Source organism: Rhodopseudomonas rhenobacensis, from assembly GCF_014203125.1.
Lineage (GTDB): Bacteria > Pseudomonadota > Alphaproteobacteria > Rhizobiales > Xanthobacteraceae > Rhodopseudomonas_A > Rhodopseudomonas_A rhenobacensis.
On sequence record NZ_JACHIH010000016.1, the window covers coordinates 71,986 to 98,113 of the forward strand.

Genomic DNA, 26,128 nt, shown 5'->3' on the forward strand with positions numbered 1-26,128 from the left:
TTGCGACGCTACTCAGCGCCACGCCCGGGCGAAGCGGATGGCATCGCCGAACAGCCCGGTCCAGGACCGCGCCGCCACGAACGACTTCAGCGTCAGCTTTTCCTTCTCCGCCTTCGGCGTGCCGTCGACGCGGACGAAATTCTGCAGCGCCTTTGACACCAGCTGCGGATAGGTCAGGAAGAAGTTCTGCGACTGGATGTGCAGGAGACCCGGCATATCCTTGTACTTCTTCAGGTCCTTGATGACGAAGGAGTCGTCGATCATCTTCTTGTAGAGCGCGAGATTCGCCGCGGTCATCGGATCCTTGCGCGACTTGATCTGGAAGATCGCCTCGCCGGCGAGCCTTCCCGAAGTCATCGCGAGATTGGAGCCTTCGCGGTGCATCGCGTTGTTGAGTTGCGCTGCGTCGCCGACCACCACCCAGCCGTCGCCGAACAGTTTCGGGATCGCGTTGTAGCCGCCTTCCGGAATCAGATGGCCGGCATATTCCTTGACTTCCGAGCCTTCGATCAGCGGCGCCACCGACGGGTGCTTCTTGAAGCGCTCGAGCAGGTCGTAGGGCGTCTCGCCGGTCTTCTGGAAGTCCGCCACCAGACAGCCGATGCCGAGCGACACCGATTCCTTGTTGGCATAGATGAAGCCCATGCCGGTCATGCCGCGGGAGATGGTGCCGGCGGCTTCGATCACCACGCCTTCGTCACCCTTGAGGTTGAACCGCGCCTCGATGGTCTCGCGCGGCAGGAAGTGCATTTCCTTGACCGCGAGTGCGACGTTGTCCGGCGTCGGGCGGTCGCGCAATTCGGCGCGGGTGCCGAGCAGGCCGTTGACGCCTTCGGCGAGCACGACCACGTCGGCATGAACCTGGCCGCCTTCGCGATCGGTCAACACGCCGATCACCTTGCCATAGGCGTCCTTGACCAGTTCCTTGACGGTGGTTTCGCACAGCACGATGGCGCCGGCTTCACGCACCTTGGAGGAGAACCAGCGGTCGAACTGCGCCCGGATGATGGTGTAGCGGTTCGGCTTCTCTTCGTTGAAATCGTCGGAGCGATAGTGCAGCCCGGTGTGGGCGCGCTCGTCCATGATCCAGAACCGCTGCTCGACGAGGTGGCGCTCCAGCGGCGCGTCCTCGCGGAAGTTCGGCACCAGCTTTTCCAGCATGTCGGCGTACAGGATGGCGCCCTGCACGTTCTTCGAGCCGGGATATTCGCCGCGCTCGATCTGCAGCACTTTCAGACCGCGCTTGGCCATGGTGAGCGCGGCGGCATTGCCGGCCATGCCGGCACCGACGACGATCGCGTCGAAACGTTCCTCAATCATGGCGATCTCCTCTAGCTTGCGATCCGGTCGCGGGTATGTGCGGACAGCCGCTTGCGGAAGGCTTCCGTCAGCGCCGGCAACAGCCGGATGGCGTCGGTGACAATGGCGAGATGGGCGAAGTCGAAGATCGGCGCGTTCTTGTCGGTGTTGATCGCCACGATCAGATCGGCGCCGTCGACGCCGACGCGATGCTGGATCGCGCCGGAAATGCCGGCGGCGATGTACAGCTTCGGCCGGATGGTCTTGCCGGTCTGGCCGATCTGGCGATCGGCGGCGACCCAGCCCTTCTGCACCAGCGGCCGCGAGCAGCCATATTCGGCGCCGAGCACGGAGGCGAGTTGCTTGACCAGCTGGAAGTTTTCCAAGGAGCCGAGGCCGAGGCCGCCGGAGACCACCACGTCGGCGAATGCGAGGTTCGAAGTCGCCTTGTCGCGGTCCGGCACGAAGGCCAGGATCTTGGTGACGATGTCGGCCTCGACCATGCCGAGCTTGTGCTCGATGACGCGGGCGATCGGCTTTTCGACGCGGTCCGGCATCGGCATCACGCGCGGGCGGACGGTCGCCATCTGCGGCCGGAAGTTCAGCGTGTAGATGGTGCAGAGCAGCGAGCCGCCGAAGGTCGGCCGGGTCGCGGCGAGCGAGCCGTCGGTGTCGACTTCGAGCTCGGTGCAATCGGCGGTGAGGCCGGTGAGCAGCGTGGTCGCCACCGCGCCGGCGAGGTCGCGGCCGAGCGTGGAAGCGCCGAGCAGCAGCACTTCCGGCTTATAGGTGTTGACCATGTCGGTCAAAGCCTTGCTGTAGGGCTCGTTGCGATAATCCTGCAGCACCGGGTCGGCGCAAACGTAAGCGAGGTCGGCGCCGTAGCAGAACGATTCCGCGACGGCGGCGTTCAACGCCTCGCCCGGCGCGCCGATCAGCACCGCGGCGAGATCGACGCCGAGCTTGTCGGCGAGCTTGCGGCCGGAGCCCATCAGCTCCCAGGAGACCGGATGAACGTGGCCGCGCTCTTGCTCGATGAACACCCAGACGTGCTTGTACTGCTTGAAGTGCTCGGACAGCTCCTTCTTCGCAGCCGCGCGTCCGGCGGGCGCAGGGGTCGGGGTTTTGGTCGGCTGTGCCATCGGAAGCAGCTTTCGTTGGTGTTTCAGAAACCGCGGGCGAGTTGGAACATGTCGTCTTCGAGCTTCGGCCTGAGCTTGAAGATCTCCTCGATCAGCGCGTCGGCCGGCGGACGACCGGCCGGATCGACCAGCGCGGCCTTTTCGGCGCGCGGGGTCGGCGCAAACACGCGCTTCACCACGGTGGGCGAGCCGCGCAGGCCGCATTTGCCGATATCCTCGACGCCGGCATCCTGGGCGCTCCATTTGACGATCTCGGCGCGCGCTGCGCTGAGCGCATTGACCATCGAGCCGCGGCGCACCTCGTTGGTGCCCTCCAGCATGGTGATCAGCACCGGCAGCGTCGAGCGCAGCACCTGCACGCCACCCTCGGAGCGGCGCTCCACTTCGATGCTGCGGCCCTGCAGGTCGAGGTTGACGACCTTGGAGACATAAGTGAGCTGCAGGAAGCCGAGCCGCTTGCAGACGCCGGGGCCGACCTGGGCGGTGTCGCCGTCGATGGTCTGCTTGCCGGTGAACACGATGTCGACCGGCGCGATGCTCGAGCCGATCTTGCGGACGGCGGCGGCGAGCGCATAGCTGGTCGCCAAAGTGTCGGCGCCGGCGAAGAAACGGTCGGTCAACAGCACGGCGCGGTCGGCGCCGAAGGTCAGCGCCTTGCGCAACGAGTCCTCGGCCGAGGGCGGGCCCATGGTCAGCACCGTGACCTCGCCGCCGAATTTGTCGCGCAGCCGCATCGCCTCTTCGAGGGCGAACAGATCATAGGGATTGATGATCGTCGGCACCCCTTGGCGCATGATCGTGTTGGTGACCGGATGGACGCGGATCTGCGCCGAATCCGGGACTTGTTTGATACATACGACGATATGCATGTGCGGCTCCGAAGCTTTCATCTGCCTTGCTAACAGCAAGCCTCATACCAACTTTTGCGGAGCGCGATTTATCGCGGTGCTACAAAGACTTATAGCGGGCGCCGGGGGACCGGCCGGCGGCCCGTCAACTGCGCGCGACAATGCGGGTCCGACACTTGTCGGGAAGATGACAGCGACGCGGGGGAATGGGGACAATGAAACCCGCGCGGCCGTAGGGATTCTGTCGCCCGGTCCGCGGAACCCGGGCCCGACATGCGACGAGCGGCGCTTGGCGGCGCCGCTCGGGGGTGTTCGTCGATGTCGAAAACCGCACCCGCTGTTCGCGCGGGTACGATCGCCAAGATGTTACTTCAGGGTCTCGAGCGGGACGAAATGGCTCTTCTTCGGCGCCACCGCGTCCTTCAACACCTTGAACACCCGCTGATCCAGCGGCGTCGAGGTGAGGAAGTCCTCATAGGCGCGTTCCAGCACCGCCTTGCAGCGCGCCGCGACGACCGAATTCGGCACGCCGTCGAGATCTTCGCTGGCGAGATATTGTCCCATCCGCTTCAGGATATGCAGCCGCGCCACGTCGAGCACCTTGGGATCGAAGCAGACGCCGAGCAGGGTGAAGAACTCCTCCGCCGAGCCGGCGCGCTTCAGCTGGTCGACCACGTTGCCGGCGGCGAGAGTGGGTTGGGTGGGCGAGCACATGTTTCGGCGTCCTTCTGTTGGCGGTGGACCGCGGCGCGCGGCCGTTAGGCGCAATTCGGTAGGCTAGGGTCGCAGACCTCGCGCCAGATCGCGGCCAGCGTCTCGGCTTCGACCGGCCCCTTGTTGGCGACGGCGTGTTCGCGGACCCGGGCGAGAATGCCCTGCAGCTCGGCCGGCGTCGCCGGCAGGTTCAGCGCCGCCAGCGTCGAGGTGATCGCCGACAGCCCGGAATGCTTGCCGATCACGATGCGGTTGGAGCGGCCGAACAGCCGCGGGTCGAGCGACTGGTAGGTGCGGTGATCTTTCAACAGCCCGTCGACGTGGATGCCGGACTCATGGGTGAAGACGTGCTCGCCGACGATCGCCTTGTTGAGCGGGATGGTACGCGACGCCGCCGCCGCCACGATCGCGGCGACGCGGCCGAGCTCCGACAGCACCACGCCGGTGTCGCGGCCGTAGAGCTGCTTCAGCGCCACCGCGACTTCCTCGAGCGGCGCATTGCCGGCGCGTTCGCCGAGCCCGATCACCGTGACCGAGGCGTGGCTGGCGCCGGCCTTGATCGCCGCCAACGTGTTGGCGGTGGCGAGGCCGAGATCGTCGTGGCCGTGGAACTCGAGTTCGAGATCGGTGGAGCGGCGCAGCGCCGCCATCAATTGGTAGCTGGCGTCGGGATCGAGCACGGAGAGCGTATCCGCGATACGAAAGCGGCGGGCGCCGGCGGCTTTGGCCTCGGCGATGATCTCGGTGAGAAAGCCGACATCGGCGCGCGAAGAATCCTCGCCGCCGACCGCGACCGCAAGCCCCTTGTCGCGGGCGTAGCCGACCACGCGCTTCAGCATTTCGATGGCGTTAGAGCGCTTGCCGCCGAGCTTGGCGGCGATCTGCACGTCGGACACCGGCACCGACAGGTTGACCATCGCCACGCCGGCAGCGAGTGCGGCGTCGACGTCCTCGGTGCGCATCCGGCACCAGGCGATGGTGGTCAGCGGCAGGCCTTGCTCGACGATGGCGCGGATCGCGGTGATTTCTTCGCGGCCCATCGCCGGGGTGCCGGCTTCGATCTCAGGAACGCCGGCCAGTGCCAGCGCCCGCGCAATCGCGACCTTTTCGGTGGTGGTGAAGGCGACGCCCGGCGCCTGCTCGCCGTCGCGCAGCGTGGTGTCGTTCAGCACGATGGCGGGAAGCGTGGTCGGGCCGGCGGCGGGACGGGTGCGCGGCACGTCGAATCCGAAATCTCTAAACATGCGCCTGGTCGAGCGCCTGCGGCGCCCCCTCCTGTGATCCGAACGGCGAAATCGCCCGCAGCTTGGCAACGATCGGCGGCACCGCGGCAATCGCGCGGTCGATGTCGGCTTCCGTGGTGTCGCGCGACAACGAGAACCGCACCGCGCCGCGCACCGCTTCCTTGGCGACGTGCATCGCGGTCAGCACATGCGACGGCTCGAACGAGCCGACCGAACAGGCCGAGCCCATCGACACCGCGATGCCGGCGCGATCGAGCAAGAGCACGATGCTTTCGCCTTCGATGAAAGAGAACGCGATGGTCGAGGTGTTGGGCAGCCGCTCGGCGCCGGCGCCGACGGCAACGCACTGCCCCACCTCCGCGAGGATGCCTTGCTCCAGCCGGTCGCGCAGCGCGCGGACCCGCACGTTCTCGTCGTCCATATGCGCCGCGGCGAGTTCGGCGGCGGCGCCGAGGCCGACGATGCCCGGCATGTTCTCGGTGCCGGGGCGACGGCCGCGTTCCTGATGGCCGCCCTTGAGCTGCGGCTTGAAGCGCACGCTACTCCGCAGATACAGCGCGCCGACGCCCTTCGGCGCGTGAAACTTGTGGCCGGACAGCGACAGCATGTCGATCTCGGTCGCCTTCAGGTCGATCGGCAGCTTGCCGACCGCCTGCACCGCGTCGGTGTGAAACAGCGCGCCGAATTCCTTGGCCTGTTCGGCCAGTTCCGGCACCGGGAAGATCACCCCGGTCTCGTTGTTGGCCCACATGATCGACACCACCGCGACGCGCTCCGACAACGCGGCCTTGTAGGCGGCGAGATCGAGCCAGCCTTCGCGGTCCACCGGAATGACGTGGATGCGGATGCCTTTGTTCTTTTCCAGCCAGGCGCACAGCGCCAGCACCGCCGGATGTTCGACGGCGCTGATGATGATCTCGCGCCGCCGCGGCGAAGCTTCCAGCGCCGACATGATCGCAGCATTAGCGCCTTCGGTGCCGCCGGAATTGAACACGATCTCGGCCGCCTGTTCGGCGCCGAGCAACGCCCTCACCTGCTCGCGGGCGCGCCTGAGCGCTGCGCCTGCGGCTTCGCCGAAGCCGTGCTTCGACGACGGATTGCCATAGGTTTCGGTGAACAGCGGCAGCATCTTGTCGACGACGCGGGGATCGACCGCGGTGGTGGCGTTGGCGTCGAGATAGACCATTCGCGCTGCTCCGCTCATGACACCGGCACCACGCGCACCACACGCTGCAGCTTCTCGGCGAGCTGCGCCTGCACGCCGGACAGCGTCACCGACGCCAACTGGCAGTCGACGCAATTGCCCGACAGCCGCAGATAGATGGTGTTGCCGTCGACATCGACCAGCTCGCAGTCGCCGCCGTCGCGCTGCAGATGCGGGCGCAAGGCTTCGACCGCCTGCTTGATCAGTTCGAATTGTTCGGGCGTGCCGCGGTCGCGATTTTCCGACGGCGGCAGCACCGGGCGCGGCGCGGCCGACGTCGGCGCCGGGCGCGGCGGAATCGCGATGTGGCTCGGAATATTTGCGCGCGCGCCGGAGCCCAGCGGCGGCGGCGCGTCGCCGCGCGGCTTCAAAGCTTCACTGGACGGCGGCACCGAGCCCGGCCGGTAGGCCTGCCGCGGCGCCAGATTGCCTTCGGCGACCATCTCGGCATTGACCCGCGCCAGCACGGTTTCGACCTGCTTGTAGCAGCCAAAGCAGCCGCCGCCGGCCTTGGTATGAAACGTCACCTGGTGCGGATCGGTGAGATGATTGATGCGGATGGTGCGCGCGGCCATCGCCTCGGTGACGCCGAAGCATTTGCAGATCGTCGCGGAGTCCGCGGCGGGGGCCGGCGCGCCATGCCGGCGATAGTCGGCGATGGCGTTTTGGACGGCTTCGTAGGTCATCACCGAACAGTACATCCGCTCGGCCGGCAGCCCGCCGAGGAAGTCGACGACGTCGGCGGCGGTGATTTCCAACGCCTCGTCGGTGGTCTTGCCGGTGATCAGTTCGGTGATCGCCGAGGACGAGGCGATCGCAGAGCTGCAGCCGAAGGTCTGGAACCGGGCCTGCTCGATCCGGTCGGTCGCGGGATCGATCTGCAGCATCAGCTTGACGGCGTCGCCCCAGCCCATGGTGCCGACCGAGCCGACCGCGTTGGCCTGCGCCAGCACGCCAACATTGCGCGGGTTGGCAAAGTGCTCGCCGAAGGCGTCGTGCTGCATCGTCGGCATCAGGCGGCCTCGCGCGGAGTTAGCCGAAGGATTTGCCGCACCCGCATTTGGTGCCGGCGTTGGGATTGTCGAAGGTGAAGCCGGAGCCTTCCAGGCTTTCGACGAAGCCGATCTTCAGCCCGGTCAACAGCGGCTGGGAGTCCGGGTCGAGGAACACTTTCACCCCGCCGGCGTCGATCACGGCGTCGTCGGCGCGCGGCTCGGTGTCGAGCCCGATCAGATATTTGAAGCCGGCGCAGCCGCCGGTCTCGACCATGACGCGCAACCCGCCATCGGACTTGCCGGCGCGAGACATCGCGGCCTTGACGGCGTTACCGGCTTCTTCGCTCAGGGTGATCATGTCGCACGCTCCTCTGCATCGCTTGTGACCATCACTAAGCAACAGCCGTGCCATCGTGGCTGCAGGCTCATAAACCCGCGAAAACGTAGGGGTTTCTCGCTGTCGGGCCGGAATGTCGGGATTGCGACAAGGCGAGCTGATTGCGACAGCGTCGCAAAGACGACGGCGGGAAGAAGCGATTACGAGACGAAGATGACGAGACGCCTCCGCAAAGAGTGCCGTCATTCCGGGGCGCGAACAGCGTCAGCTGTGAGCGAACCCGGAATCTCGCAACCGGGCCGGCGATCGCCTCGCAGCGAGATTCCGGGTTCGCTCGGCCTGCGGCCTCGCGCCCCGGAATGACGGCGTGGTAATGGGTTGAAAGCCTCTACCCAAAGAGTGGCTTCAAACCGAGACAACGGGGCAAGACTGGTCCGACTGGTCCGACCAGTTCGAACTAGGACGCCTGCAGCGCGGCGGTGCGGCGGCGGTCGGCCATTCGGCTTTCGCCGCTCTCGTCGCCGAAGCAGCGCGCGAAATCGCCGCAATGGGTGCAGACCGGCGTCGAGCACATCACGATGCCGTCGTCCTCGCAGAGCTTGCGGTAGAAGAACCGCTTCCAGCGCATATTGCCGGTGTTGCTCAGCGCCAATGGAGCGAAATGCCGGGTCAACAGCCGCGACAGCTCGTTGCGGTCGCGCAGCCCGAGATCTTCCCACAGATGGTTCGGCTCCATGGCGCGGCGCGCCACCATCGCGGCGAGCCAGCGGCCGACGTCGCCCTCGCTCGAGCGATTGGCGAGCAGCAGGTCGCGTACCATGCCGGCCTCGTCGTCGTCGAGCGGTTCGCCGGCGATCGAGGGGATGAACAGCTTTGCGATATGCGGAAACCAGCGCCCCAGCAGCTCCACCAGATCATCTGCCAAAAGCCCGCTGCGTTCGGCGAGCGCGCCCTGCTCGGTCAACGCCACCGCAAGAATCGACGCCAGCACGTGGCGGTCGAACTCGCGATCGTCGTCGATCCGGGCGCTGGCCGCGGCGCGGCCGGTGAGCACGCGGTAGATCGCCGCCGCCGGCGACGCCTCGTCGCAATCATCGGTGACCACCAGATGCGGCGCGCGCCGTGCTGGTCCGACCGAATTGTGCTGCAGCGCTGCGCCGATCACGGGGAAACTCCTTTAGATGCCGAGTTCGCTGGCCTTGACGTGGGTCTGGCAATCCTTCGGGCAGACCCGGTTGCACGCCGAGCAGCCGATGCAATTGCCGGCCTTGTCGAGCACCATCACCTTGCGGACGAATTCCTCGTCGTCATCGTCGTCGTCGGTGCTGCAGCCGACCAGCTCGCCGTCCTCGTTGACGCCCATCAGGTGCATGACGTCGCGCGAACAGACCTTGTGGCAACGGCCGCAGCCGATGCATTTGGCGCCGTCGATCGCGGTGATGTAGGTCGGCTCCCACGGCTTGCCGTCGCGGGTGGAAAATATGCTCATCTGGTTCTCCTGCGGCGCAGCCTCTTTTTGGCTGCGCGAAAAATTCGTACCGGCTGCGTCGCACCGCGCTCAGGCGGCGCTGGCCTCCAGCTGTTTCAAGGTCTTGCGGGCGGCTTCCAGCGCCGCATAGGCGTCGTGGGTGTCCTGCGCGACGGCCATGATGGTCTGCCAGTTCACCGGCAGCTCTTCCGACAGATCGTGCAGATTCATCTTCGCGTTGATGGCGCGCGAAGACAGTTTCTTGATTTCGGCTTTCAGCGTCTCGATGTCAGACATCAGCGGGCTCCGACGGCTAGTACGCGGCGACTTCCGGATATTTGCGGATCATCTCGATGCCGGAGATGACGAATTTGTCGCCTTCCTCGGCAAGCTTGCCGAGCGAGTCGAAGCCGAAGCGATGCACGTCGCGCAGCTGCTTGTTGACGACGATCAGCCGGCCGGCGGCCAGGATCATCCGGCCAAAACCTTCGTGATGCATCTTCATCATCGGCGACACCATCAGTCCGGTCTCGCGCTCGATCGCCAGGCACACCGCGTTGTAGAACAGCTCCAGCCGCCACAGCGTTTCCGGATCCGGATCGCCGACGATCGGAATCTCGCGGCGCATCTCCTTGGTGATGATGTAGGGCTCGATCAGGTCGAAGTCGCTCTTGCCTTCCCAGGCACCATGGGTGTCCTGGGCGCGCCACTGCTTGATCAGTTCCTTGACGAAGACCGAATCCAGCGCGGGATCGCGTTCGGCGACCGATGCCTCAACCATGCTCCACCTCCTCGGCGAAATCGAACTTGCGCTCTTCGCCCTTGAGCAGCGCCTTGCGCAGCCACGGCGGCGGATTGCCCTTCAGCACGGCGCAGAGCTTTTCCAGCAGCTCGGCGATCGGCTGCGGCTCGGCCACCTTCATCGGATGGACGTTGGCGGCGACCACGCGGGCGGCGCCGGAGCCGCCGATCGCCGCGACGTAGAGGATCGCGCAATCGCGAATCGCGTCGATGCGGGCGGTCAGCTTGTCTTCGTTGCCGTCTTCGACGTCGTCGCCGAACTGCACCGCTTCGATGAAGCGCGAGCCCTCCGGCGCGATCTCGTAGATCGCCAGATTCTTGGCCCAGCCGAAATGCGCGTCGACGCGCTTCATGTCCTGGGTGGCGAACGCGACCTTCATGCTGGCTCTCCTCTGCTTGTCATCCAGTATTCCGCCCGACGGACTCTTAATGAGTCGCAGGCGTCGCACTGACGGAATCCGTGGGTGTGACCGGCTGACGCCAGGTGCCGACATCCGGTTCGTGAAGATCGGCGATGAACAGATTGCCGACGGTGAAAATCAGGTCGCGGGTGCCGCGGTAGCCGACCGAGACTTGATGCGCCGCGCCGAGCCGATCGAAGATCGGCAGGCCGATGCGGAGAAACGGCACCGCGAGCCGCTCGGCGGCCTGGCGGCCGTGCGAATGCGACACCAACAGGTCGCAGCCCTCGGCGCCGGTCTCGAGATCCTCGAGGTCGCCGATCAGCACCTCGTCGCACGGCATCTGATCGAGCACCGGCGAGGTCGTGGTGGTCACCGCGGTGGTGATGCGGCAGCCCATGTCGGCGAGCCAGCCGCCGATGTTGAGCAGCATGTCGGGCTCGGCGCCGATCGCAACCTGCTTGCCGCCGAAGTAGAAATGCCCGTCCAGCATGGCGTCGATCAGCTGGCTGCGCTGGCGGCGATATTTCGCCGGCACCGGCTTGCCGCTGATCTTCGAAAGGCAAGCGATGAATTCGTCGTTCGGCGCGAGCCCGGTCAGGCGGCGGAACAGGGTGAACGGAATGCCGGTGCGGGCTTCCATCGCTTCGGCCGCGGGGCGCATCTGTTCGCCGATCGCGATGGTGTGGATCGCCGTTCCCATCGCGGCGATCTGCGACACCGAGACGCCGCCATGGGTGGTCGGCGTGAAGTCATCGGGGACGTGGCCGTCGAGCGAGCCGGAGATATCCGGCAGGAAGGTCGGCTGCAGCCCGAACGCCTCGATGATGTCGCGGAGTTCGTCGAGATCGCCCGGGGTGAGATGGCTGCCGGGCAGCACGTTGAGCCGGCCCTGGCGCCGCGAGGTGCCGGACGCCGGACGCAGCACCAAGGCTTCGACGAGGCGCGTGGTGGCTTTGGCCCAGCCGTCTTCGAAGGCGTCCTTGAAATCCGGGGTCGCGACATTGACCAGCGCCACATGGGCGAGCTCGGGGTGCTTGCTGCGGATGGTCTTGATGAAGCTGTCGACGTCGTCGCCCTTGATCTCGGTGACGCCGGTCGAGCAGATCCCGATCATGTCGGGTTTGGTACGTCCGACAATGTTGACAATCGCCTGTTCGACATTGTCGTAGCCGCCAAGCACGGTGGCGACTTCGCTCATCGCCGTGGTCTGCAGCGGGATCGATTCCCGGAAGTGACGCACAAACAGTACCAAACCGAACGAAGTACAGCCTTGTGAACCGTGCAGTAGCGGCATGCAGTTGCGCACGCCCATGAAAGCCAGCGCGCCGCCGAGCGGCTGGCTCATTTTCAGCGCGTTGACGGTGCAGGACTTGGTGGACGTTGTGATCTTTGTCATTGCCGACCTCATGCGACCTGGGCAGAAGGCGCATCCGCGGCGGCCTTCGCCTCGCGCGCCAACATCGCCGCGATGGTCTCCTTGCAAGAACCGCACCCACCGCCGGCCTGGGTCAGCTGGGTGACTTGCGCGATCACGGTGAGGTCGTGGCTGCGGATTGCATCCTCGATGGTGCCGACGCTGATCTCCTTGCACTTGCAAACGATGGTCGCCCGGCGCTCGGCCTCGGCGCGCGCCGGATCGGCGGCGAGCGCTGCTTCGTCGGCGGCATTGGCGGCGTCGGCGCGGTCTTCCCAGCTGACCTCGTCCCACGGCGGGGCCTTGCGGACCTGCTCCCACACCGGGTTGGACAACGCCTTGTCGATCTGCCGCACCATCTCGATGATGCCGACATAGCCCGCATAGGCGTAGTGCCGCTCCTGGTTGATATCGAGCCAGGGCATCTTGGCCTTCAAGGCGACGAATTGCGAACGGCCGCCCGACAGCATGATGTCGGCCTTGGCCTCCTTCAGCATCTTGTACATTTCGCGCGGCCGCAGATCGTCGATCTGGTGGACGTCGGGGCTCATCTCCTTGAGCCGCTCCTTGTCCTCCTTGGTCGACTTCTTGACGCTTGAGCCCACGATGCTGAGCCCGGCTTCCTGCAGCGCCGCCACCACCGACCAGGATTTGACGCCGCCGGTGATCAACAAAACCTTCTTGCCGGTGAGCCGCGGGGTGAACGCCTTGAGCGCCTCCCAGGCCCGGGCCTCCTCGCGGGCGATCACCGCCTCGACGCGGTCCATCAGCTCGGCGTCGGCACCGCGCGCGATCAGCAACTTGGCGATCTGCCGCAGCGAATCCGAGGTGTCGGTGATGCCGTAGAACGAGCCTTCGAAATACGGAATGCCGTAGCGCTCTTCCATCTTGCGGGCGACGTTGATCATCGCCGTCGAGCACACCATCATCGCCGCACGGGCGCGGTGCGAACGGGCGATCTCGTGGTAGCGCGCGTCGCCCGACAGGCACGACAGGATGCGGATGCCGAGTTCGTCGAGCAGCGGCTTGACCTGCCAGAGTTCGCCGGCGACGTTGTATTCACCGATGATGTTGATGTCGTAGGGCGTGGTGAAATCCGGCTCCTGGGTGCCGATCACATAGTCCAGCATCGCCTCGCCGGCGAGCTTGTTGCCGAGATTCTTCGGGCCGACGAAGCCCGGCGCGATAATCGGAATGCACGGCTTGCCGAACTTCTCGCTCGCCACCTTGCAGACCGCGGCGATGTCGTCGCCCATCATCGCCGGCACGCAGGTTTGATAGACGAACACCGCCGGCGGATCGTATTTTTCGATGATTTCGCGGATCGACTTGAACAGCCGCTTCTCGCCGCCGAACACCACGTCGTTCTCGCTCATGTCGGTGGTGAAGCTGGTGCGATACAGCTTCGAGCCGGACGACTTGACGCCGCGGTTGTCCCACGAACTGCCTTCGCAGGCGATCGGGCCGTGCACCAGATGGGCGACGTCGGTGACCGGCTGCAGCGCGATCTTGGCGCCGTCAAAGGCACAGCCGCCAGCAGCGCCGCCCGGCTGCAGCGGTTTGCTGCAGCCTTTCTTGCGCTCCTTGGCGGCTTTGCCGGTATTGGTGGAGCAGCCTGGCTCGTTGAAGACGTCTTGAATCTTGTCGGCCAGGCTGCTCATTTTCGGACGTCCTATCTCAGTGACCTCAGCGGATGATGTCGAAGCTGATGTCGTTCACGCCGGCGACGACGTTCTTGTCCATTTCGTCGAAGATCTTGTCGAGGATCTTGACCAGAACGTTGAGGCCACCCTGATAGCCCCAGACCGGATAGCGATGCTGATGGTGCCGGTCGAAGATCGGGAAGCCGAGCCGGATCAGCGGGGTGCCGGTGTCGCGCTCGAGATACTTGCCGTAGGTCGAGCCGATCAGGAAGTCGACCGGCCGGGTGAACAACAGCGAGCGCAGGTGCCAGAGGTCCTTGCCGGCGAACACCTGGCAGTCCTTGCCGAACGGCGAGGCATCGAGCAGCGCCTTCACCTTGGCTTCCCAGGCCTTGCCGCCGTTGGTCGACAGCACGGTGGTCGGCTCGGCGCCGAGTTCGAGCAGGAACTCGACCATGCCGAGGCAGAGATCGGGATCGCCGAAGATCGCGAACTTCTTGCCGTGGATGTGGGCGTTGCTATCGGCGATGGCGTCGACCAGACGGCCGCGTTCACGGGTGATCGAGGCCGGGATCGGCTTGCCGGTGATCCGCGACACTTCCATCAGGAAGCGGTCGGTGCCGGTGACGCCAACCGGGTGGTTCAGCGCGACGACTTCCTGACCGGCGTCGGCGATCAGGGACAGCGTCTTCTCGGTGCAGAATTCCTGCATCGAGATGGTGGCCTTGGCGTGGATGGCGTTGGCGGTGTCTTCCAGCGTGGTGCCGCCGTCATACATCCGGAACTCGCCGTCGGTCGGGGTATCCCAGACGTCGCTGGTGTCGCCGAGGATGGTGTAGCTGACACCCATGGTGTCGAACAGGCGCTTGACTTCGCGCAGGTTGCCGACGGTGTAGCCGTCGAAGCCGCCGATGAAGTTGATCGACTCGTTGGGCTGCCGCTCGGTCTTGGCGACGGTGCCGGCCTTGCCGTTCCAGAAGTGCTCGACGATGCCCTTCATGGCGTTGTCGTAGCCGGTGACGTGGCTGCCGACGAAGGCCGGGGTGTGGGCGAAGGGAACGTCGAAATCGGCCGGGACCGAACCCTTTTCCTTGGCGCCCTTGATGAAGGCATTGAGGTCGTCGCCGATGACTTCGGCCATGCAGGTGGTGGAGACCGCGATCATCTTCGGCTTGTACAGCGCATGCGCGTTGGCCAGGCCGTCGACCATGTTGTTGAGGCCGCCGAACACCGCGGCGTCTTCCGTCATCGACGAGGAGACGCAGGAGGTCGGCTCCTTGAAGTGGCGCGACAGATGGCTGCGATAATAGGCGACGCAACCCTGCGAGCCGTGCACGAACGGCAAGGTCTTCTCAAACCCGACCGCGGCGAACACCGCGCCGAGCGGCTGACAGGCCTTGGCGGGGTTGATGCACAGCGCCTCGCGGGCGAAGTTCTTGTCCTGGTACTCGACCGTCTTGGTCCATTCACGAACCCGGTCGATTTCCGCCTGCGGCGGCGCGTTCTCAAAATTCTTGCGCTTGGCTTCGATCATGGAGTCATATTGCGGCTCCAGGAACAGGGCGGCGTGGTCGATGACGTTATCGGCACTCTGGCTCATGACGTGTTCTTTCCGAAAAAATCGTTGGCTCGGCTCCCGGCCGATCGGCCGGGAGCGGCGGGGCGGTCCCTTTAGCTCCAGGGCGCCTTGGTCAGTTTCCAGATCGGCGAGTTGATCGCGATGTCCATGTCGCGGGCGAAGATCGCGAAGCCGTCGTAACCGTGATACGGACCCGAATAATCCCAGGAATGCATCTGGCGGAACGGCACGCCCATCTTCTGGAAGATGTACTTTTCCTTGATGCCCGAGCCGACCAGGTCCGGCTTGACCTTTTCGACGAACTTCTCGAACTCGTAGCCGGTGACGTCGTCATAGATCAGCGTGGTGTCTTTGATGTAGTGGGTGGTGCGCTGATAGTCGTCGTTGTGGCCGAATTCGTAGCCGGTGCCGACCACTTCCATGCCGAGGTCTTCGTAGGCGCCGATGACGTGGCGCGGACGCAGACCGCCGACATACAGCATCACTCGCTTGCCCTGCAGGCGCGGCTTGTACTTGTCGATCACCGCCTGCATCAGCGGCTTGTACTTGGCGATGACCTTCTCGGCGCCTTCCTTGATCTTGTCGTCGAAGTGGCTGGCGATTTCGCGCAAGCTCGATTCGATCTTGGTCGGCCCGAAGAAATTGTACTCGACCCACGGAATGTTGAACTTCTCTTCCATGTGGCGGGTGATGTAGTTCATCGAGCGGTAGCAGTGCAGGATGTTCAGCTTGGCCTTCGGGGTGGCCTCGAGCTCGGCGATGGTGCCGTCGCCGGACCACTGCGCGATCACCCGCAGACCCATTTCCTCGAGCAGGATGCGCGACGACCAGGCGTCGCCGCCGATGTTGTAGTCGCCGATGATCGCGACGTCATAGGGGGTGGATTCGAACTGCGCGAGCTTGTCGCCGGTCTTTTCGAACACCCAGTCACGGATCGCGTCGTTGGCGATGTGATGGCCGAGCGACTGCGACACGCCGCGGAAGCCTTCGCAACGCACCGGAACGATCGGCTTGCCGACGTCCTTCGACTTCGCCTTCGACACCGCCTCGATGTCGTCGCCGATCAGACCGATCGGGCATTCCGACTGGATCGAGATGCCCTTGGAGAGCGGGAACAGCACGCCGATTTCGTCGATCAGCTTGCCGAGCTTCTTGTCGCCACCGAACACGATGTCCTTTTCCTGGAAATCGGAGGTGAACTGCATGGTGCCGAAGGTGTCGATGCCCGTGGTGCCCTTGTAGTAGTTGCGGCGCGAACCCCAGGAATACTGGCCGCAGCCGACCGGGCCGTGGCTGATGTGGACCATGTCCTTGATCGGGCCCCACACCACGCCCTTCGAGCCGGCGTAGGCGCAACCGCGAATGGTCATGACGCCCGGAATCGATTTGATGTTGGACTTGACGCCGCAATCCGGCTTGTCGCCTTCATAGGTGCCAAGATGCTTGGCGCGGCGCTTGGCGAACTTTTCCGGATAGGCCTTGAGGACCTCCCCGATCAGTTCCTGGTTGCGCGCCTTGATGTCTTCGGTGGTGGCTGCGATCGCAGAGCTCATGGTCATACCTCGTTTCGCGGGACCGCTGATCTGGGCGCCGGCTGCCCAAAGACAGCCGGCCCCGTCAGACGCGTGTTAATCAGGCCGTGGCTTCGGCGGCGGCTTTCGCCGCTTCCTTGGCGGCCAGTTCGGCGAGCGCCTGCTCGTCGGTCTTCATGATGCCGAAGTCGAGCAGCATGCCTTCGAGCTCTTCCATGGTGATCGGGGTCGGGATGGTGCCCTTGCCGGAGTTGGCATGGATCTTCTCGGCCAGCGCGCGATATTCCTTGGCCTGCTGGCTGTCCGGCGCGTATTCGATCACGGTCTGGCGGCGCAGCTCGGCGTGCTGCACGATGTTGGCGCGCGGCACGAAGTGGATCAGCTTGGAGTTGAGGCGAGCGGCCAGCGCTTCGGCGAGGTCGAGCTCGCGGTCGGTCTGGCGTTCGTTGCAGATCAGGCCGCCGAGCCGGACGCCGCCCGAGGAGGCGTACTTCAGAATGCCCTTGGCGATGTTGTTGGCGGCGTACAGCGCCATCATCTCGCCGGACATCACGATGTAGATTTCCTGCGCCTTGTTCTCGCGGATCGGCATCGCGAAGCCGCCGCAGACCACGTCGCCGAGCACGTCGTAGGAGACGTAGTCGACGTCTTCATAGGCGCCGTTCTCTTCCAGGAAGTTGATCGCGGTGATGACGCCGCGGCCGGCGCAACCGACGCCGGGCTCCGGGCCGCCGGCTTCGGTGCACTTGATGCCCTTGTAGCCGATCTTCATCACGTCTTCGAGTTCGAGGTCTTCCACCGAACCGGCTTCAGCGGCGAGGCTGAGCACGGTGTCCTGCATCTTGGTGTTGAGGATCAGGCGGGTGGAGTCCGCCTTGGGGTCGCAGCCGACGATCAGGATCTTCTGACCCATCTCGACCAGTGCCGCGAGCGTGTTCTGTGAAGTGGTGGACTTGCCGATGCCGCCCTTGCCGTAGAACGCGATTTGCCGAAGTGCCGCCATGTTTTCTCTCCGTTGCCTTGAACCGTTTGATCGATGTGCGCGGCTGCGCAGTGAGTTTCCGTTTGAAGAACCGTCGCACGGCTCAGATGCGGACGTTGCTCCTTGCATTCACTGCTCAGACAACAACCCATCGCCTTGCTGACCAGTGTTTTGCAACGACCGTGCCAACGCGTTTAGAATTAGAAAAACTCTGTGATTACTTGAAGATAACGCATCTGGCCGGCGCTACCGGGGTGTTGTTTCAAACCCGACATCGGGGGGATCGGGCCGACATCGGCGGCCGCTCCTGTCCGAAACAAAACAACCGATGCGGCGAGGCGCGCTAAGCGAGAACGACATGTCGTGCGACTGCGTTGCGACAGCCGAAGTCGGGCTTTGCTGTCGAAGGTGTGATTGGTCGACGTTGCGTCGCGCCAGCGAAACATCGTGCCCCGGACGAAAGCGCAGCGCCGCACTGCGGCGCTGCGCTGCAGATCCGGGGCCTTTACGGAACGCAGCCCTTGGAACGATCCCGGCTCGCGGCGCCGCGTGAAGAACGCGGCCCCGCGTCCGGGACACGAGACCTTCGAGCAACGCCGATTTGTTTGAGAGGAATAGCGACGAGGCCGACGCCTGGCGTCGGCCTCGGCTCAAAATGAGGCGTGAGATCTTTCGCTCGTTACCGCTAGCGCCTTGTTACGCCGTCGCCGGCTCGGGCTGGGTCTGCGCCAGCGCGGCGCAGAACTCCGACAGCGGCAGGTCGATCCGGGTGATGTTCTGCTCGTCCAAGAACTTGGCTTCGTTCTTGGTGAGTTCATCGGGCAGCACCGCCCAATGCCGGTCGGACGAGCGCTTCATGATCTGGCGGGCGAACAGCCGGTCGAGCTGTTCGGCGAAGCGGCAGCCGAGGAACAGGAAGTTGCGGCCGCTGCGGATTTTCTGCACCGGCTCGGGCAATGGGGTCTGGATGTCGATTTCGGTCAGCACTTCGACAAAGTCACTGTCCGACACCAAAAAATTCGCCGCCGGCGCCACCGAGCCGAGCGGCTGATACAACAGCGTCGACCATGCCGCGGCCTCGGCCGGAGCCGGCGCGAACAGCGGCATGTCGGCATCCTCGGCGACGATGCTCGGGGTGTCGTCCGGCACCAACGCGCCGTCGCCGCGGAAATAATTCACCCAGTGGCCGAAATGCTCGGTCTGGCTGACGCCCTGCGCCATGCCCCAACCGGCGCGGCCGGCCAGCGCCTTCATCGCCAGGTCGTCGTACCAGGCGTTGACCCACAGCGGCAGATTGGGCTGCGCCGCGAGGAAGCGATGCAGCGCGGTCGGCGCCATGTCGGAGCGGAACGCCTCGATCATCGCCTTGGTCAGCGTCGAGCGGTGCTTGAAGTTCTCGATGTATTGCGCTGCGCCGGTGACGTTGTTGCGCACCTTGTGCGGCACCTTGATCTTGGCAGTGAGCCGACCGACCAGCGCCAGCGGCGAGTCCGGCACCACGCAGGCCTCGCCGGCGAGCGCCAGCACGCCGGGCCCGAGATAGGGGATCACCTGGCCGGCGCCCATCCGGGCTTTGATGTCTGCGAAGGTCGCTTCCGTCATGGTTTCAACCTCGTTGTGCCGGCTGCGCGATTACGCCGCCAGCTTATGCGGCACCACCACCAGGCCGGTGGCGCGCGCGGGATCGGATGTCAGCTTCCAGCAATGCTCCATGCCGTCGACCAGATAGAGGTCGAACAGCGGATATTCGCGAAACGCAGTCTCGTCGGCCATGTCGGACGCGTCGCAACGCGTCAGCGACAGTTTCGGAAACCGCCGGCGCAACTCGGCCACGATCTGCGGGTCGGCTTCGGGCGCGCCGAGCAGCGCGCCGATTTCACTGAGGTCGTCCGCCGACAACGCCATGGCTACATCTTTCGCGCTTCGACGGTGATCGGCAGCCGGGTGTCGGCCGCCAGCGCCGGCAATTCCAGCTGCCAGCCATTGGCCAGCGTGATGTGGCCGCCCCACATTTCCGGCTTCTCCATCGAGACGATCGGCTCTTCCAGGTCCTTCTTCGGCACATAGGCCGAGAGCTGCCCCTGCGATCCCTTGCGGATCATGATCTTCATCACTTGGATTCCTTGATTGGCCGCACGCGGCGGCTAGTACGCTACGATTTCATCTTCCAGACAGCCGACCACGCGGCTCGGCCCGAATTCCACCAGATAGACCGGCGTGTCGGTCTCGACATGGCTGCCGATTTTGACGATCTCGCCGGCATCGCCGGTCTGCACCAGCAGCGCGCCTTCCGGCGCTTCCGGAAACGAGCCGTCGTTGAGCAGATCGATCGCGGCCTTGACCTTCTGGCCCCATTGATACTTCGGCTCCGCCATCACGCCACGTCCTGTTCCGGCAGCGCGTCGTGCTGCTGTTCGATCGACTCGATCTCGCGGCCCTTCATGCCGACCTTGCGGCCGAGTGCGACGAAATCGACGCTGTAGATGTAGAACTGCTGCAGGAAGGTGCCGATTCCGACCACGTAGCCTTCGTCGCCCTTCTTCACCAGCACCTCGCCGATCTCCTTGCCGGGAAAGGTGCCGTCGTTACGGATGTTGAGCCTTGACCGCACCTTCTCGCCGTATTCATAGGCGGGCGGGCCGTCGAGCTCGACGATGTCGCTGTCGCGGCTGATCTTGCTCATCGGCGGTTCTCCGTCGTCATGGGGATTTTACTCGTCATCGGATTTTCCGATCCGCTGCCAGACGCCGAGCAAGAGCCCGGCATTGACCTTGTCGGTGGGGTCGAGCTCGAGCAGCTTCGTGACCGCGGCGTGGCCCTCGTCGGTGTCGCCGAGCCGCATCTGCAGATAGGCGTAGGCCTTCAGCGTGAACAGATAGAACCGCGGCAGCACCGCGGCGAAATTGCTGAAGTCCGCGTCGGAAGCGCACACGCAATGCCAGTCGGCGTTGAGGTTGTTGTCGCGCGCGGCCTTGCCGAGGCAGCTGCAGGCGACGTCGAGCGCCTCTTCCAGCCGGCCTTTGTAGAAGTAGAAGCGATACAGCGCGATCAGCACCGCGGCGTGGTCCGGCGCCAGCGCGCGGGCCTCGTAGAGATGCTGTTCGGCAAGTTCGGCGCGATGATACAATCCCGCCGCCTGATCGAGATGGCGCTCGGCCTCGGCCGGCAGGCCGGCGCCGAGCAGCGCGTCCGCGAGCAACGACGGCTCCGCTCCGAACATCGGCGGTTCGTTGCTCGCGGCCGGCGCCATGTCAGATCTCCCGCAATTGATGCAGGGTGACGGTGGGCTTCGGCGTGGTGTCGGTGGCGCAGCCGCAGGCGCTGCGCTTCGGATCGTGGAACATGAAGCCGCTCGAGGTCGGGGTCTCGACGAAGTCGACCACCACGCCGTCGAGCAGCTGCTGGCTCGCCACCGGCAGGAAGAAAGACAGATCGCCGACGGTTTCGACCACCTCGCCCGGGCGCACCGCGGGCTCGACGTCGAATTCGGCCGTGAGCCCGGCACAGCCGCCGGCGCTGACATTGAGGCGGAAGCCGCCGGCGCCGGGGCTGAAGCGCAACATGCGACGGATGAATTTTTCGGCGGACGGCGTCAGCGTGAAGCTCATGCGCGCCTCCCCTTACGCCGGAGCCTGATAGCGCGGCACCGACTTGTCGATCACGCAGGTGCCTTCGACCGGGCAGACCGCGACGCATTGCGCCATGTCGAAATGGCCGAGGCACTCGGTGCATTTCTTCGGATTGATGTGGAAGGTGCCGCCCTTTTCGAAGATCGCCACATTGGGGCATTCCGGCTCGCAGGCCGAACACGCGGTGCACTGGGAGGAGATGATCTTGTAAGCCATGCTATTGCGTCCTTCGTCTTCCATCCTTCACGGCCGAGCGGAACATCCGCGCGGCGACTGGTCGAAATCGGCGAACCAAATGCGCGGCCCGGTTCAGGCCTCGGTGAATGCTCCCTGGCGGATATCGGCGTCGCCCTTGGCGACGTGGTTGATTTCCTTCTTCTCGACGCGCTGCAGGTAGTCCTTGAAGTAGGCGATCACCGAGGTCTCGATGAATTCGAAGGCGTAGGTTTCCACCGCCTCGATGCCGGCCTCCGCCAGCGCATCCTTCGGACAGATGCCGATCTTGGCGACCAGCACCGCGGTGCAGTCGTTCAGCGCGCGGATGATGGTCGCAGCGCCGTCGGCGGCGGCGTAGCCGCCCTCGCAATACAGATCGACGCGGCGGTGGCCGACGAACTTCGCGCCGGCGGTCGAGACCTCGTAGATCTGGAACTCGTGGGCGTGGCCGAAATGCTCGTTGACCCGGCCGCCGCCCTTGGTGGCGATCGCCACCTGGATCTTGATCGCACTGGTCTCATCCGCGAGTTTCACCAGCTCGGCGGTCTTGGCCTTGGCGATCGCCTCGCGCTCCAGTTCGACCTTGGCCTGATAGGCCTTGCGGGCCTCGAGGTCGTAGGTGATCTCCATCGCCGCGACCTTCTCGTTGGAAAACTCGTCGCTGCGGTCTTCGCCGAGCAGGCCGACGGCGTCGGCGCGGCACTGCCGGCAATGCCGCATCATGTTCATCTCGCCTTCGCAGGCGTCCTGCAGCGCCTTCAATTCCTGCGCCGACGGGCCGCGCAGCCCGGACAACCCGTACACCGTGCCGTGCTCCGGCTCGGAAATCAGCGGCATGATGTTGTGCAGGAAGGCGCCGCGCGACTTCACCGCCTTGTTGACTTCGACGAGATGCTTGTCGTTGACGCCGGGGATCATCACCGAATTGACTTTGACCAGGATGCCCCGCGCGGTCAGCATTTCGAGGCCAAGCAATTGCCGCTCGGACAGGATGCGCGACGCCTCGACGCCCTCGTAGCGGCGGTGATTGTAGAAGATCCACGGATAGATCTTGGCGCCGATCTCCGGGTCGATCATGTTGATGGTGATGGTGACGTGATCGACGTTCATCGCCTGGATGCGATCGACGTGATCCGGCAGCGACAGCCCGTTGGTCGACAGGCACAGCTTGATGTCGGGCGCGGTGGCCGACACTAGCTCAAACGTCTTGAAGGTCTTTTGCGGATTGGCCAAGGGATCACCGGGACCGGCGACGCCGAGCACCGTCATCTGCGGCACGCTGGAGGCCACCGCCAGCACCTTCTTCGCCGCCTGTTCCGGGGTCAGCTTCTCGCTGACCACGCCGGGGCGGGATTCGTTGGCGCAATCATATTTGCGGTTACAGTAGTTGCACTGGATGTTGCAGGCCGGCGCCACCGCGACGTGCATGCGGGCGAAGTGATGATGCGCTTGTTCGCTGTAGCAGGGATGGTTCTTGACCTTCTCCCAGACCTCCGGCGGCAGATCGCCCTGCCCCGCCGCGGAGCCGCAGCTCGACTTGCCGCTGCCGCCCTTCGAACTGCAGCCTGCGCTGGCGACCTGCTGCCGAATTTCCTCGAGCGATTTCGCTCCGGGCGCCCCAAACTCCAGCAGTTGTACCAGCTTCTGCATGTCGTCCTCGCTGTTTGCCGCGCGGTGATGGTGCGGGCGCGCCCGTGACTGTCTCGATGCGTGAAGCCGGGCCGCAGCCTAACCTCACGCCACGACAGTTACGCAACTAACGTGCCAGCGCGCGGGCGAGGAATAGCGCGTTGAAAACATGATGATTTCGAAGGCTTGCCGGGTGTCACGATGCCGACACTCGGGAATGCGGCGCGATCCGTCGCTGTTACAAAGGTGACATTGTACGCGGGCGGGCGTGTCGGATTTCCGCAATGTGCAAAGCGGCGTGTCGGCGCACGCGCCGGTGCGAAATCGCGCTCACGGCAGAGCCGGCGCGAACGCCAATATCACGAGCCGCAACCGCGCATCGTCAAGGTGATGCGCGTTGCTGAGCTCGGATCAAACGGTGCCGACTTCGGCATAGCCGCGGTCGCAGGTTAGTGTCGTGATGCTGGCGGCAATACCGCGCCAGGGCAGTGATTTAGACCGGAACGCAGGTGTTCTCGACCGGGCACACCGAGGCGCATTGCGGCTTTTCGAATTGGCCTTCGCACTCGGTGCATTTGGCGGCTTCGATCACGTACATATCGCGCTTCAGGGTGATCGCGGCGTTCGGACATTCGAACTCGCACGCACCACACACCGAACACTGCGAGGCGACAATTTTGTAGGCCATAGGAGACTCCTTAGCTGGCGGATGATGCCACGCCTTACAAACCTTGTGCCAATCGGCAAATATTTGATCTAGAGCAATATTGCGCGATGCCCACAGCCGCGGGGCGCGTGTTGCCGCTGACATCGCGTCGCAACTGAGACAAGCGTGTCGCGGCGACGCGCTCGCGCCGGCGAACTACGCGAGTGATTTGCAGTAATCTCCGCTGTGGACCAAGCCGGTCGCGTGGCCGACCGGGACGGATGGAGCTGATAGCAGGCGTGCCCCGGACGCAGCGCAGCGCGCCGCTCTTGCGGCGTGGTGCGCTGCAGAGCCGGGGGCCGTTGCGGGTCGCATCGCTTGGAACGGTCCCGGGTCAGCGGCGCAGCGCCAAACGGCGCTGCACCTTGCCCGGGACACGAGGCGTCAATCGGGCCCATCTTCTTCGACCAGGCTCAGAAGTGCTTGACCTCGATGTCGTACTTCTTCAGCGCGTAGCCGATCTGGCGCGGGGTCAGCCCCAAGATGCGCGCGGCCTTGGCCTGCACCCATCCCGATCGCTCCATGGCGTCGACCAGCCGCTCGCGCTCCGACATCTGCGCGTCGGAGTTAGGCTCGACCCGGGCCGGCGGCTGTTGCGGCTGCGCGGCCGGCACCCGCGCAACGACGTTGCTGCGGCTGCCGTCGGCCGGGCCGATCGGCGCGACCTCGAGCGGAATTTCCGGCCGTGGTCGCTGCGCGGTGCGTTCGGTGTGGCTCTTCCACAGGATCGACGACAGGCACTCGTCGTGATGGCAGGCGAAATCGTCCTGGTGAATCGCCGGTCCCGGCGCCAGCGTCGCAGTGCGGCGCACGCAGTTTTCCAACTCGCGGACGTTGCCCGGGAACGAACAACCCTGCAGCAGTTCGATCGCGGCGGGGTCGAACTCCAGGTCGCGCTCGTTCTCTTTGTTGAAGTTCTTCAAGAACTCGTCGGCCAACAGCGGAATGTCGCTGGAGCGATCGCGCAGCGGCGGCAGCATCATCGGCACCACGTTAATGCGGTAGTAAAGGTCAGCGCGGAATTCGTTGCGCGCCACCGCTTCCTCGAGATTGCGGTTGGTCGCCGCCACGACGCGGACATTGACCTTGATGGTGTGATTGCCGCCGACCCGCTCGAACTCCTGCTCCTGCAACACGCGCAGCAGTTTGGCCTGGAACGAGGGCGAGATTTCGCCGATCTCGTCGAGGAACAGGGTGCCCTTGTCGGCCAGTTCGAAGCGGCCCTTGCGCGCCGCGATGGCGCCGGTGAAGGCGCCCTTCTCGTGGCCGAACAATTCGGATTCCAGCACCGACTCCGGCAAGGCGGCGCAGTTGATCTTGATGAACGGGCCGTTGGCGCGCGACGACAATTCGTGGATCGCCTTGGCGATCAGTTCCTTGCCGGTGCCCGATTCGCCGCGCAGCAGCACCGGCGAATGCGACTTGGCGATGATGCCGACCTTGGCCAAGAGCCCGCGGATCGCCTGGCTTTCGCCGATGATGCCGTCGACCCGCACCTTCTTGCGTTCGCGCGGCGGCTTCAGCTCGGAGAGCTGTTTCTGCAGGCGATGGCTTTCCGCCATCAGCCGCTCGCGGTCGCGCGCCACCACGCGGTGCAGCTTGACGGTCTGGCCGATCAGATTGGCGATCATGGTGAGGAAGCGGACGTCGGCGTCGAGCCGGAAGATCGAGCGGCCGTCGCGGACGCGGTCGATGGTCAGGGTGCCGACCACCCGGGAATCGATCCGGATCGGCACGCCGATGAACGAGACGCGGACCTCCGGCGAGGCGCCGAGCGCATCGGCGTCGGCGCGCGAGAACATCGGATGCGAGGAGACGTTTTCGACCACCAGCGGCACCGAGGTGGCGACGATCTGGTCGATCGCCTTGGCCGGCAGCCGGGCGCGATAGCGGTCGTCGGTGCCCTCGTTCCAGCCGGCGCCGACGGTAATATCCGGCACGCCATCGTCGGCCAGCAAGGACACCGTGCCATGCCGCATCTGCATGAACGACTGCAGCAGATTGACCACATTGGCGAGGGTGGTTTCCAGCCGCGCCGGCGCGGTGAGAATCTTCGAGATCTCAAAGATACCCGTCAGAGCGATTTCGCTCAGTGGTATCAGAGTGGTCGGGCGCGACTGCTCAGTTTCGGCGACTTGCGCTTCGCGAAAGACCATAATGGTATCTCCGTGCTCCGGACCTTCCCCGCCTACTGATGGGAGCTTTTAATGGATAGTGCCTTGGGTTCAAGCAGATGTCGTGCACAACTTCGGCGCATCACTGAGGAAGTTGATAGCGTTACCTGCTCACTATTTACCCAAATGGAAGGTGCTGCGGCACAGCGAAAATACTTAGTGCGCGAC

General features: G+C 64.7%; 29 protein-coding genes. All 29 read right to left on the reverse strand.

What is annotated here, in order from left to right; genetic code table 11:
* Nucleotides 1-12: 12 nt before the first annotated feature.
* Nucleotides 13-1,320: an FAD-dependent oxidoreductase gene (locus HNR60_RS13700; protein ID WP_184258371.1), complete on the reverse strand. Its 1,308-nt coding sequence runs from the start codon at nt 1,318-1,320 to the stop codon at nt 13-15.
* A gap of 11 nt (nt 1,321-1,331) precedes the next feature.
* Nucleotides 1,332-2,441 (reverse strand): electron transfer flavoprotein subunit alpha/FixB family protein, encoded by a 1,110-nt coding sequence (locus HNR60_RS13705; RefSeq protein ID WP_184258373.1) that lies wholly within the window; start codon nt 2,439-2,441, stop codon nt 1,332-1,334.
* A 23-nt stretch (nt 2,442-2,464) separates the two neighbouring features.
* Nucleotides 2,465-3,310 carry an electron transfer flavoprotein subunit beta/FixA family protein gene (locus tag HNR60_RS13710; protein ID WP_041803198.1) on the reverse strand — a complete coding sequence of 282 codons (846 nt, stop codon included), beginning with the start codon at nt 3,308-3,310 and terminating at the stop codon, nt 2,465-2,467.
* A 345-nt stretch (nt 3,311-3,655) separates the two neighbouring features.
* On the reverse strand, nt 3,656-4,003 hold the full coding sequence (gene nifW / locus HNR60_RS13715) for a nitrogenase stabilizing/protective protein NifW (protein WP_184258374.1): 348 nt from the start codon (nt 4,001-4,003) through the stop codon (nt 3,656-3,658).
* 44 nt (nt 4,004-4,047) lie between these two features.
* Nucleotides 4,048-5,247, reverse strand: a complete 1,200-nt coding sequence (gene nifV, locus HNR60_RS13720) for a homocitrate synthase (protein WP_184258376.1) — start codon at nt 5,245-5,247, stop codon at nt 4,048-4,050.
* Nucleotides 5,240-6,451, reverse strand: coding sequence for a cysteine desulfurase NifS (gene nifS, locus HNR60_RS13725; RefSeq protein ID WP_184258378.1), 1,212 nt, complete (start codon nt 6,449-6,451; stop codon nt 5,240-5,242). The genes nifV and nifS overlap by 8 nt, the downstream gene beginning before the upstream one ends.
* The gene (gene nifU / locus HNR60_RS13730) at nt 6,448-7,464 is read right to left on the reverse strand and encodes a Fe-S cluster assembly protein NifU (RefSeq protein ID WP_184258380.1); all 1,017 of its coding nucleotides are present in this window, start codon (nt 7,462-7,464) and stop codon (nt 6,448-6,450) included. The genes nifS and nifU overlap by 4 nt, the downstream gene beginning before the upstream one ends.
* Before the next feature lie 19 nt (nt 7,465-7,483).
* Nucleotides 7,484-7,804, reverse strand: a complete 321-nt coding sequence (locus tag HNR60_RS13735; protein WP_011474856.1) for a HesB/IscA family protein — start codon at nt 7,802-7,804, stop codon at nt 7,484-7,486.
* A gap of 436 nt (nt 7,805-8,240) precedes the next feature.
* A complete protein-coding gene (locus tag HNR60_RS13740) occupies nt 8,241-8,948 on the reverse strand; it encodes a nitrogen fixation protein NifQ (protein WP_184258381.1) in 708 nt (235 codons plus the stop codon).
* Between the two features lie 12 nt (nt 8,949-8,960).
* Nucleotides 8,961-9,272, reverse strand: a complete 312-nt coding sequence (gene fdxB / locus HNR60_RS13745) for a ferredoxin III, nif-specific (protein WP_184258382.1) — start codon at nt 9,270-9,272, stop codon at nt 8,961-8,963.
* 69 nt (nt 9,273-9,341) lie between these two features.
* On the reverse strand, nt 9,342-9,548 hold the full coding sequence (locus HNR60_RS13750) for a CCE_0567 family metalloprotein (RefSeq protein WP_184258383.1): 207 nt from the start codon (nt 9,546-9,548) through the stop codon (nt 9,342-9,344).
* Nucleotides 9,549-9,564: 16 nt separating this feature from the next.
* On the reverse strand, nt 9,565-10,032 hold the full coding sequence (locus tag HNR60_RS13755; RefSeq protein ID WP_184258384.1) for a NifX-associated nitrogen fixation protein: 468 nt from the start codon (nt 10,030-10,032) through the stop codon (nt 9,565-9,567).
* The gene (gene nifX, locus HNR60_RS13760; RefSeq protein ID WP_184258385.1) at nt 10,025-10,432 is read right to left on the reverse strand and encodes a nitrogen fixation protein NifX; all 408 of its coding nucleotides are present in this window, start codon (nt 10,430-10,432) and stop codon (nt 10,025-10,027) included. Before nifX ends, HNR60_RS13755 begins: the two co-directional genes overlap by 8 nt.
* A 46-nt stretch (nt 10,433-10,478) precedes the next feature.
* Nucleotides 10,479-11,852, reverse strand: coding sequence for a nitrogenase iron-molybdenum cofactor biosynthesis protein NifN (nifN, locus tag HNR60_RS13765; protein ID WP_184258386.1), 1,374 nt, complete (start codon nt 11,850-11,852; stop codon nt 10,479-10,481).
* Between the two features lie 8 nt (nt 11,853-11,860).
* Nucleotides 11,861-13,531, reverse strand: coding sequence for a nitrogenase iron-molybdenum cofactor biosynthesis protein NifE (nifE, locus tag HNR60_RS13770; protein WP_184258387.1), 1,671 nt, complete (start codon nt 13,529-13,531; stop codon nt 11,861-11,863).
* Between the two features lie 25 nt (nt 13,532-13,556).
* A complete protein-coding gene (nifK, locus tag HNR60_RS13775) occupies nt 13,557-15,113 on the reverse strand; it encodes a nitrogenase molybdenum-iron protein subunit beta (RefSeq protein ID WP_184258389.1) in 1,557 nt (518 codons plus the stop codon).
* A gap of 71 nt (nt 15,114-15,184) precedes the next feature.
* The gene (gene nifD, locus HNR60_RS13780) at nt 15,185-16,645 is read right to left on the reverse strand and encodes a nitrogenase molybdenum-iron protein alpha chain (protein WP_184258424.1); all 1,461 of its coding nucleotides are present in this window, start codon (nt 16,643-16,645) and stop codon (nt 15,185-15,187) included.
* 79 nt (nt 16,646-16,724) lie between these two features.
* Complete coding sequence (nifH, locus tag HNR60_RS13785) at nt 16,725-17,627, reverse strand: nitrogenase iron protein (RefSeq protein ID WP_011474866.1); 903 nt, start codon at nt 17,625-17,627, stop codon at nt 16,725-16,727.
* 675 nt (nt 17,628-18,302) lie between these two features.
* A complete protein-coding gene (locus HNR60_RS13790; RefSeq protein WP_184258391.1) occupies nt 18,303-19,208 on the reverse strand; it encodes an SIR2 family NAD-dependent protein deacylase in 906 nt (301 codons plus the stop codon).
* A 30-nt stretch (nt 19,209-19,238) separates the two neighbouring features.
* Complete coding sequence (locus HNR60_RS13795) at nt 19,239-19,511, reverse strand: DUF6129 family protein (protein ID WP_184258392.1); 273 nt, start codon at nt 19,509-19,511, stop codon at nt 19,239-19,241.
* A 2-nt stretch (nt 19,512-19,513) separates the two neighbouring features.
* The gene (nifT, locus tag HNR60_RS13800; protein ID WP_184258394.1) at nt 19,514-19,717 is read right to left on the reverse strand and encodes a putative nitrogen fixation protein NifT; all 204 of its coding nucleotides are present in this window, start codon (nt 19,715-19,717) and stop codon (nt 19,514-19,516) included.
* A gap of 33 nt (nt 19,718-19,750) precedes the next feature.
* Complete coding sequence (locus tag HNR60_RS13805; protein WP_184258396.1) at nt 19,751-19,981, reverse strand: nitrogen fixation protein NifZ; 231 nt, start codon at nt 19,979-19,981, stop codon at nt 19,751-19,753.
* On the reverse strand, nt 19,981-20,289 hold the full coding sequence (locus tag HNR60_RS13810) for a nitrogen fixation protein NifZ (RefSeq protein WP_184258399.1): 309 nt from the start codon (nt 20,287-20,289) through the stop codon (nt 19,981-19,983). Before HNR60_RS13810 ends, HNR60_RS13805 begins: the two co-directional genes overlap by 1 nt.
* Nucleotides 20,290-20,316: 27 nt before the next feature.
* Nucleotides 20,317-20,856, reverse strand: a complete 540-nt coding sequence (locus tag HNR60_RS13815; protein ID WP_184258401.1) for a hypothetical protein — start codon at nt 20,854-20,856, stop codon at nt 20,317-20,319.
* 1 nt (nt 20,857) lies between these two features.
* On the reverse strand, nt 20,858-21,214 hold the full coding sequence (locus HNR60_RS13820) for a HesB/IscA family protein (RefSeq protein ID WP_184258403.1): 357 nt from the start codon (nt 21,212-21,214) through the stop codon (nt 20,858-20,860).
* A gap of 12 nt (nt 21,215-21,226) precedes the next feature.
* Nucleotides 21,227-21,451: a 4Fe-4S binding protein gene (locus tag HNR60_RS13825; protein ID WP_184258404.1), complete on the reverse strand. Its 225-nt coding sequence runs from the start codon at nt 21,449-21,451 to the stop codon at nt 21,227-21,229.
* A 93-nt stretch (nt 21,452-21,544) separates the two neighbouring features.
* On the reverse strand, nt 21,545-23,101 hold the full coding sequence (nifB, locus tag HNR60_RS13830; protein ID WP_184258405.1) for a nitrogenase cofactor biosynthesis protein NifB: 1,557 nt from the start codon (nt 23,099-23,101) through the stop codon (nt 21,545-21,547).
* Nucleotides 23,102-23,573: 472 nt separating this feature from the next.
* Nucleotides 23,574-23,768, reverse strand: coding sequence for a 4Fe-4S binding protein (locus tag HNR60_RS13835; protein ID WP_184258406.1), 195 nt, complete (start codon nt 23,766-23,768; stop codon nt 23,574-23,576).
* A 431-nt stretch (nt 23,769-24,199) separates the two neighbouring features.
* Nucleotides 24,200-25,942 carry a nif-specific transcriptional activator NifA gene (gene nifA / locus HNR60_RS13840; protein ID WP_184258407.1) on the reverse strand — a complete coding sequence of 581 codons (1,743 nt, stop codon included), beginning with the start codon at nt 25,940-25,942 and terminating at the stop codon, nt 24,200-24,202.
* Nucleotides 25,943-26,128: the final 186 nt, after the last annotated feature.

Excerpts from the sequence above, each read along its gene's own strand:
- HNR60_RS13700 (WP_184258371.1), bottom strand. The coding sequence starts at position 1,320 with ATGATTGAGGAACGTTTCGACGCGATCGTCGTCGGTGCCGGCATGGCC.
- HNR60_RS13705 (WP_184258373.1), bottom strand. The coding sequence starts at position 2,441 with ATGGCACAGCCGACCAAAACCCCGACCCCTGCGCCCGCCGGACGCGCG.
- HNR60_RS13710 (WP_041803198.1), bottom strand. The coding sequence starts at position 3,310 with ATGCATATCGTCGTATGTATCAAACAAGTCCCGGATTCGGCGCAGATC.
- nifW (WP_184258374.1), bottom strand. The coding sequence starts at position 4,003 with ATGTGCTCGCCCACCCAACCCACTCTCGCCGCCGGCAACGTGGTCGAC.
- nifV (WP_184258376.1), bottom strand. The coding sequence starts at position 5,247 with ATGTTTAGAGATTTCGGATTCGACGTGCCGCGCACCCGTCCCGCCGCC.
- nifS (WP_184258378.1), bottom strand. The coding sequence starts at position 6,451 with ATGAGCGGAGCAGCGCGAATGGTCTATCTCGACGCCAACGCCACCACC.
- nifU (WP_184258380.1), bottom strand. The coding sequence starts at position 7,464 with ATGCCGACGATGCAGCACGACGCCTTCGGCGAGCACTTTGCCAACCCG.
- HNR60_RS13735 (WP_011474856.1), bottom strand. The coding sequence starts at position 7,804 with ATGATCACCCTGAGCGAAGAAGCCGGTAACGCCGTCAAGGCCGCGATG.
- fdxB (WP_184258382.1), bottom strand. The coding sequence starts at position 9,272 with ATGAGCATATTTTCCACCCGCGACGGCAAGCCGTGGGAGCCGACCTAC.
- HNR60_RS13750 (WP_184258383.1), bottom strand. The coding sequence starts at position 9,548 with ATGTCTGACATCGAGACGCTGAAAGCCGAAATCAAGAAACTGTCTTCG.
- HNR60_RS13755 (WP_184258384.1), bottom strand. The coding sequence starts at position 10,032 with ATGGTTGAGGCATCGGTCGCCGAACGCGATCCCGCGCTGGATTCGGTC.
- nifX (WP_184258385.1), bottom strand. The coding sequence starts at position 10,432 with ATGAAGGTCGCGTTCGCCACCCAGGACATGAAGCGCGTCGACGCGCAT.
- nifN (WP_184258386.1), bottom strand. The coding sequence starts at position 11,852 with ATGACAAAGATCACAACGTCCACCAAGTCCTGCACCGTCAACGCGCTG.
- nifE (WP_184258387.1), bottom strand. The coding sequence starts at position 13,531 with ATGAGCAGCCTGGCCGACAAGATTCAAGACGTCTTCAACGAGCCAGGC.
- nifK (WP_184258389.1), bottom strand. The coding sequence starts at position 15,113 with ATGAGCCAGAGTGCCGATAACGTCATCGACCACGCCGCCCTGTTCCTG.
- nifD (WP_184258424.1), bottom strand. The coding sequence starts at position 16,645 with ATGAGCTCTGCGATCGCAGCCACCACCGAAGACATCAAGGCGCGCAAC.
- nifH (WP_011474866.1), bottom strand. The coding sequence starts at position 17,627 with ATGGCGGCACTTCGGCAAATCGCGTTCTACGGCAAGGGCGGCATCGGC.
- HNR60_RS13790 (WP_184258391.1), bottom strand. The coding sequence starts at position 19,208 with ATGACGGAAGCGACCTTCGCAGACATCAAAGCCCGGATGGGCGCCGGC.
- HNR60_RS13795 (WP_184258392.1), bottom strand. The coding sequence starts at position 19,511 with ATGGCGTTGTCGGCGGACGACCTCAGTGAAATCGGCGCGCTGCTCGGC.
- nifT (WP_184258394.1), bottom strand. The coding sequence starts at position 19,717 with ATGAAGATCATGATCCGCAAGGGATCGCAGGGGCAGCTCTCGGCCTAT.
- HNR60_RS13805 (WP_184258396.1), bottom strand. The coding sequence starts at position 19,981 with ATGGCGGAGCCGAAGTATCAATGGGGCCAGAAGGTCAAGGCCGCGATC.
- HNR60_RS13810 (WP_184258399.1), bottom strand. The coding sequence starts at position 20,289 with ATGAGCAAGATCAGCCGCGACAGCGACATCGTCGAGCTCGACGGCCCG.
- HNR60_RS13815 (WP_184258401.1), bottom strand. The coding sequence starts at position 20,856 with ATGGCGCCGGCCGCGAGCAACGAACCGCCGATGTTCGGAGCGGAGCCG.
- HNR60_RS13820 (WP_184258403.1), bottom strand. The coding sequence starts at position 21,214 with ATGAGCTTCACGCTGACGCCGTCCGCCGAAAAATTCATCCGTCGCATG.
- HNR60_RS13825 (WP_184258404.1), bottom strand. The coding sequence starts at position 21,451 with ATGGCTTACAAGATCATCTCCTCCCAGTGCACCGCGTGTTCGGCCTGC.
- nifB (WP_184258405.1), bottom strand. The coding sequence starts at position 23,101 with ATGCAGAAGCTGGTACAACTGCTGGAGTTTGGGGCGCCCGGAGCGAAA.
- HNR60_RS13835 (WP_184258406.1), bottom strand. The coding sequence starts at position 23,768 with ATGGCCTACAAAATTGTCGCCTCGCAGTGTTCGGTGTGTGGTGCGTGC.
- nifA (WP_184258407.1), bottom strand. The coding sequence starts at position 25,942 with ATGGTCTTTCGCGAAGCGCAAGTCGCCGAAACTGAGCAGTCGCGCCCG.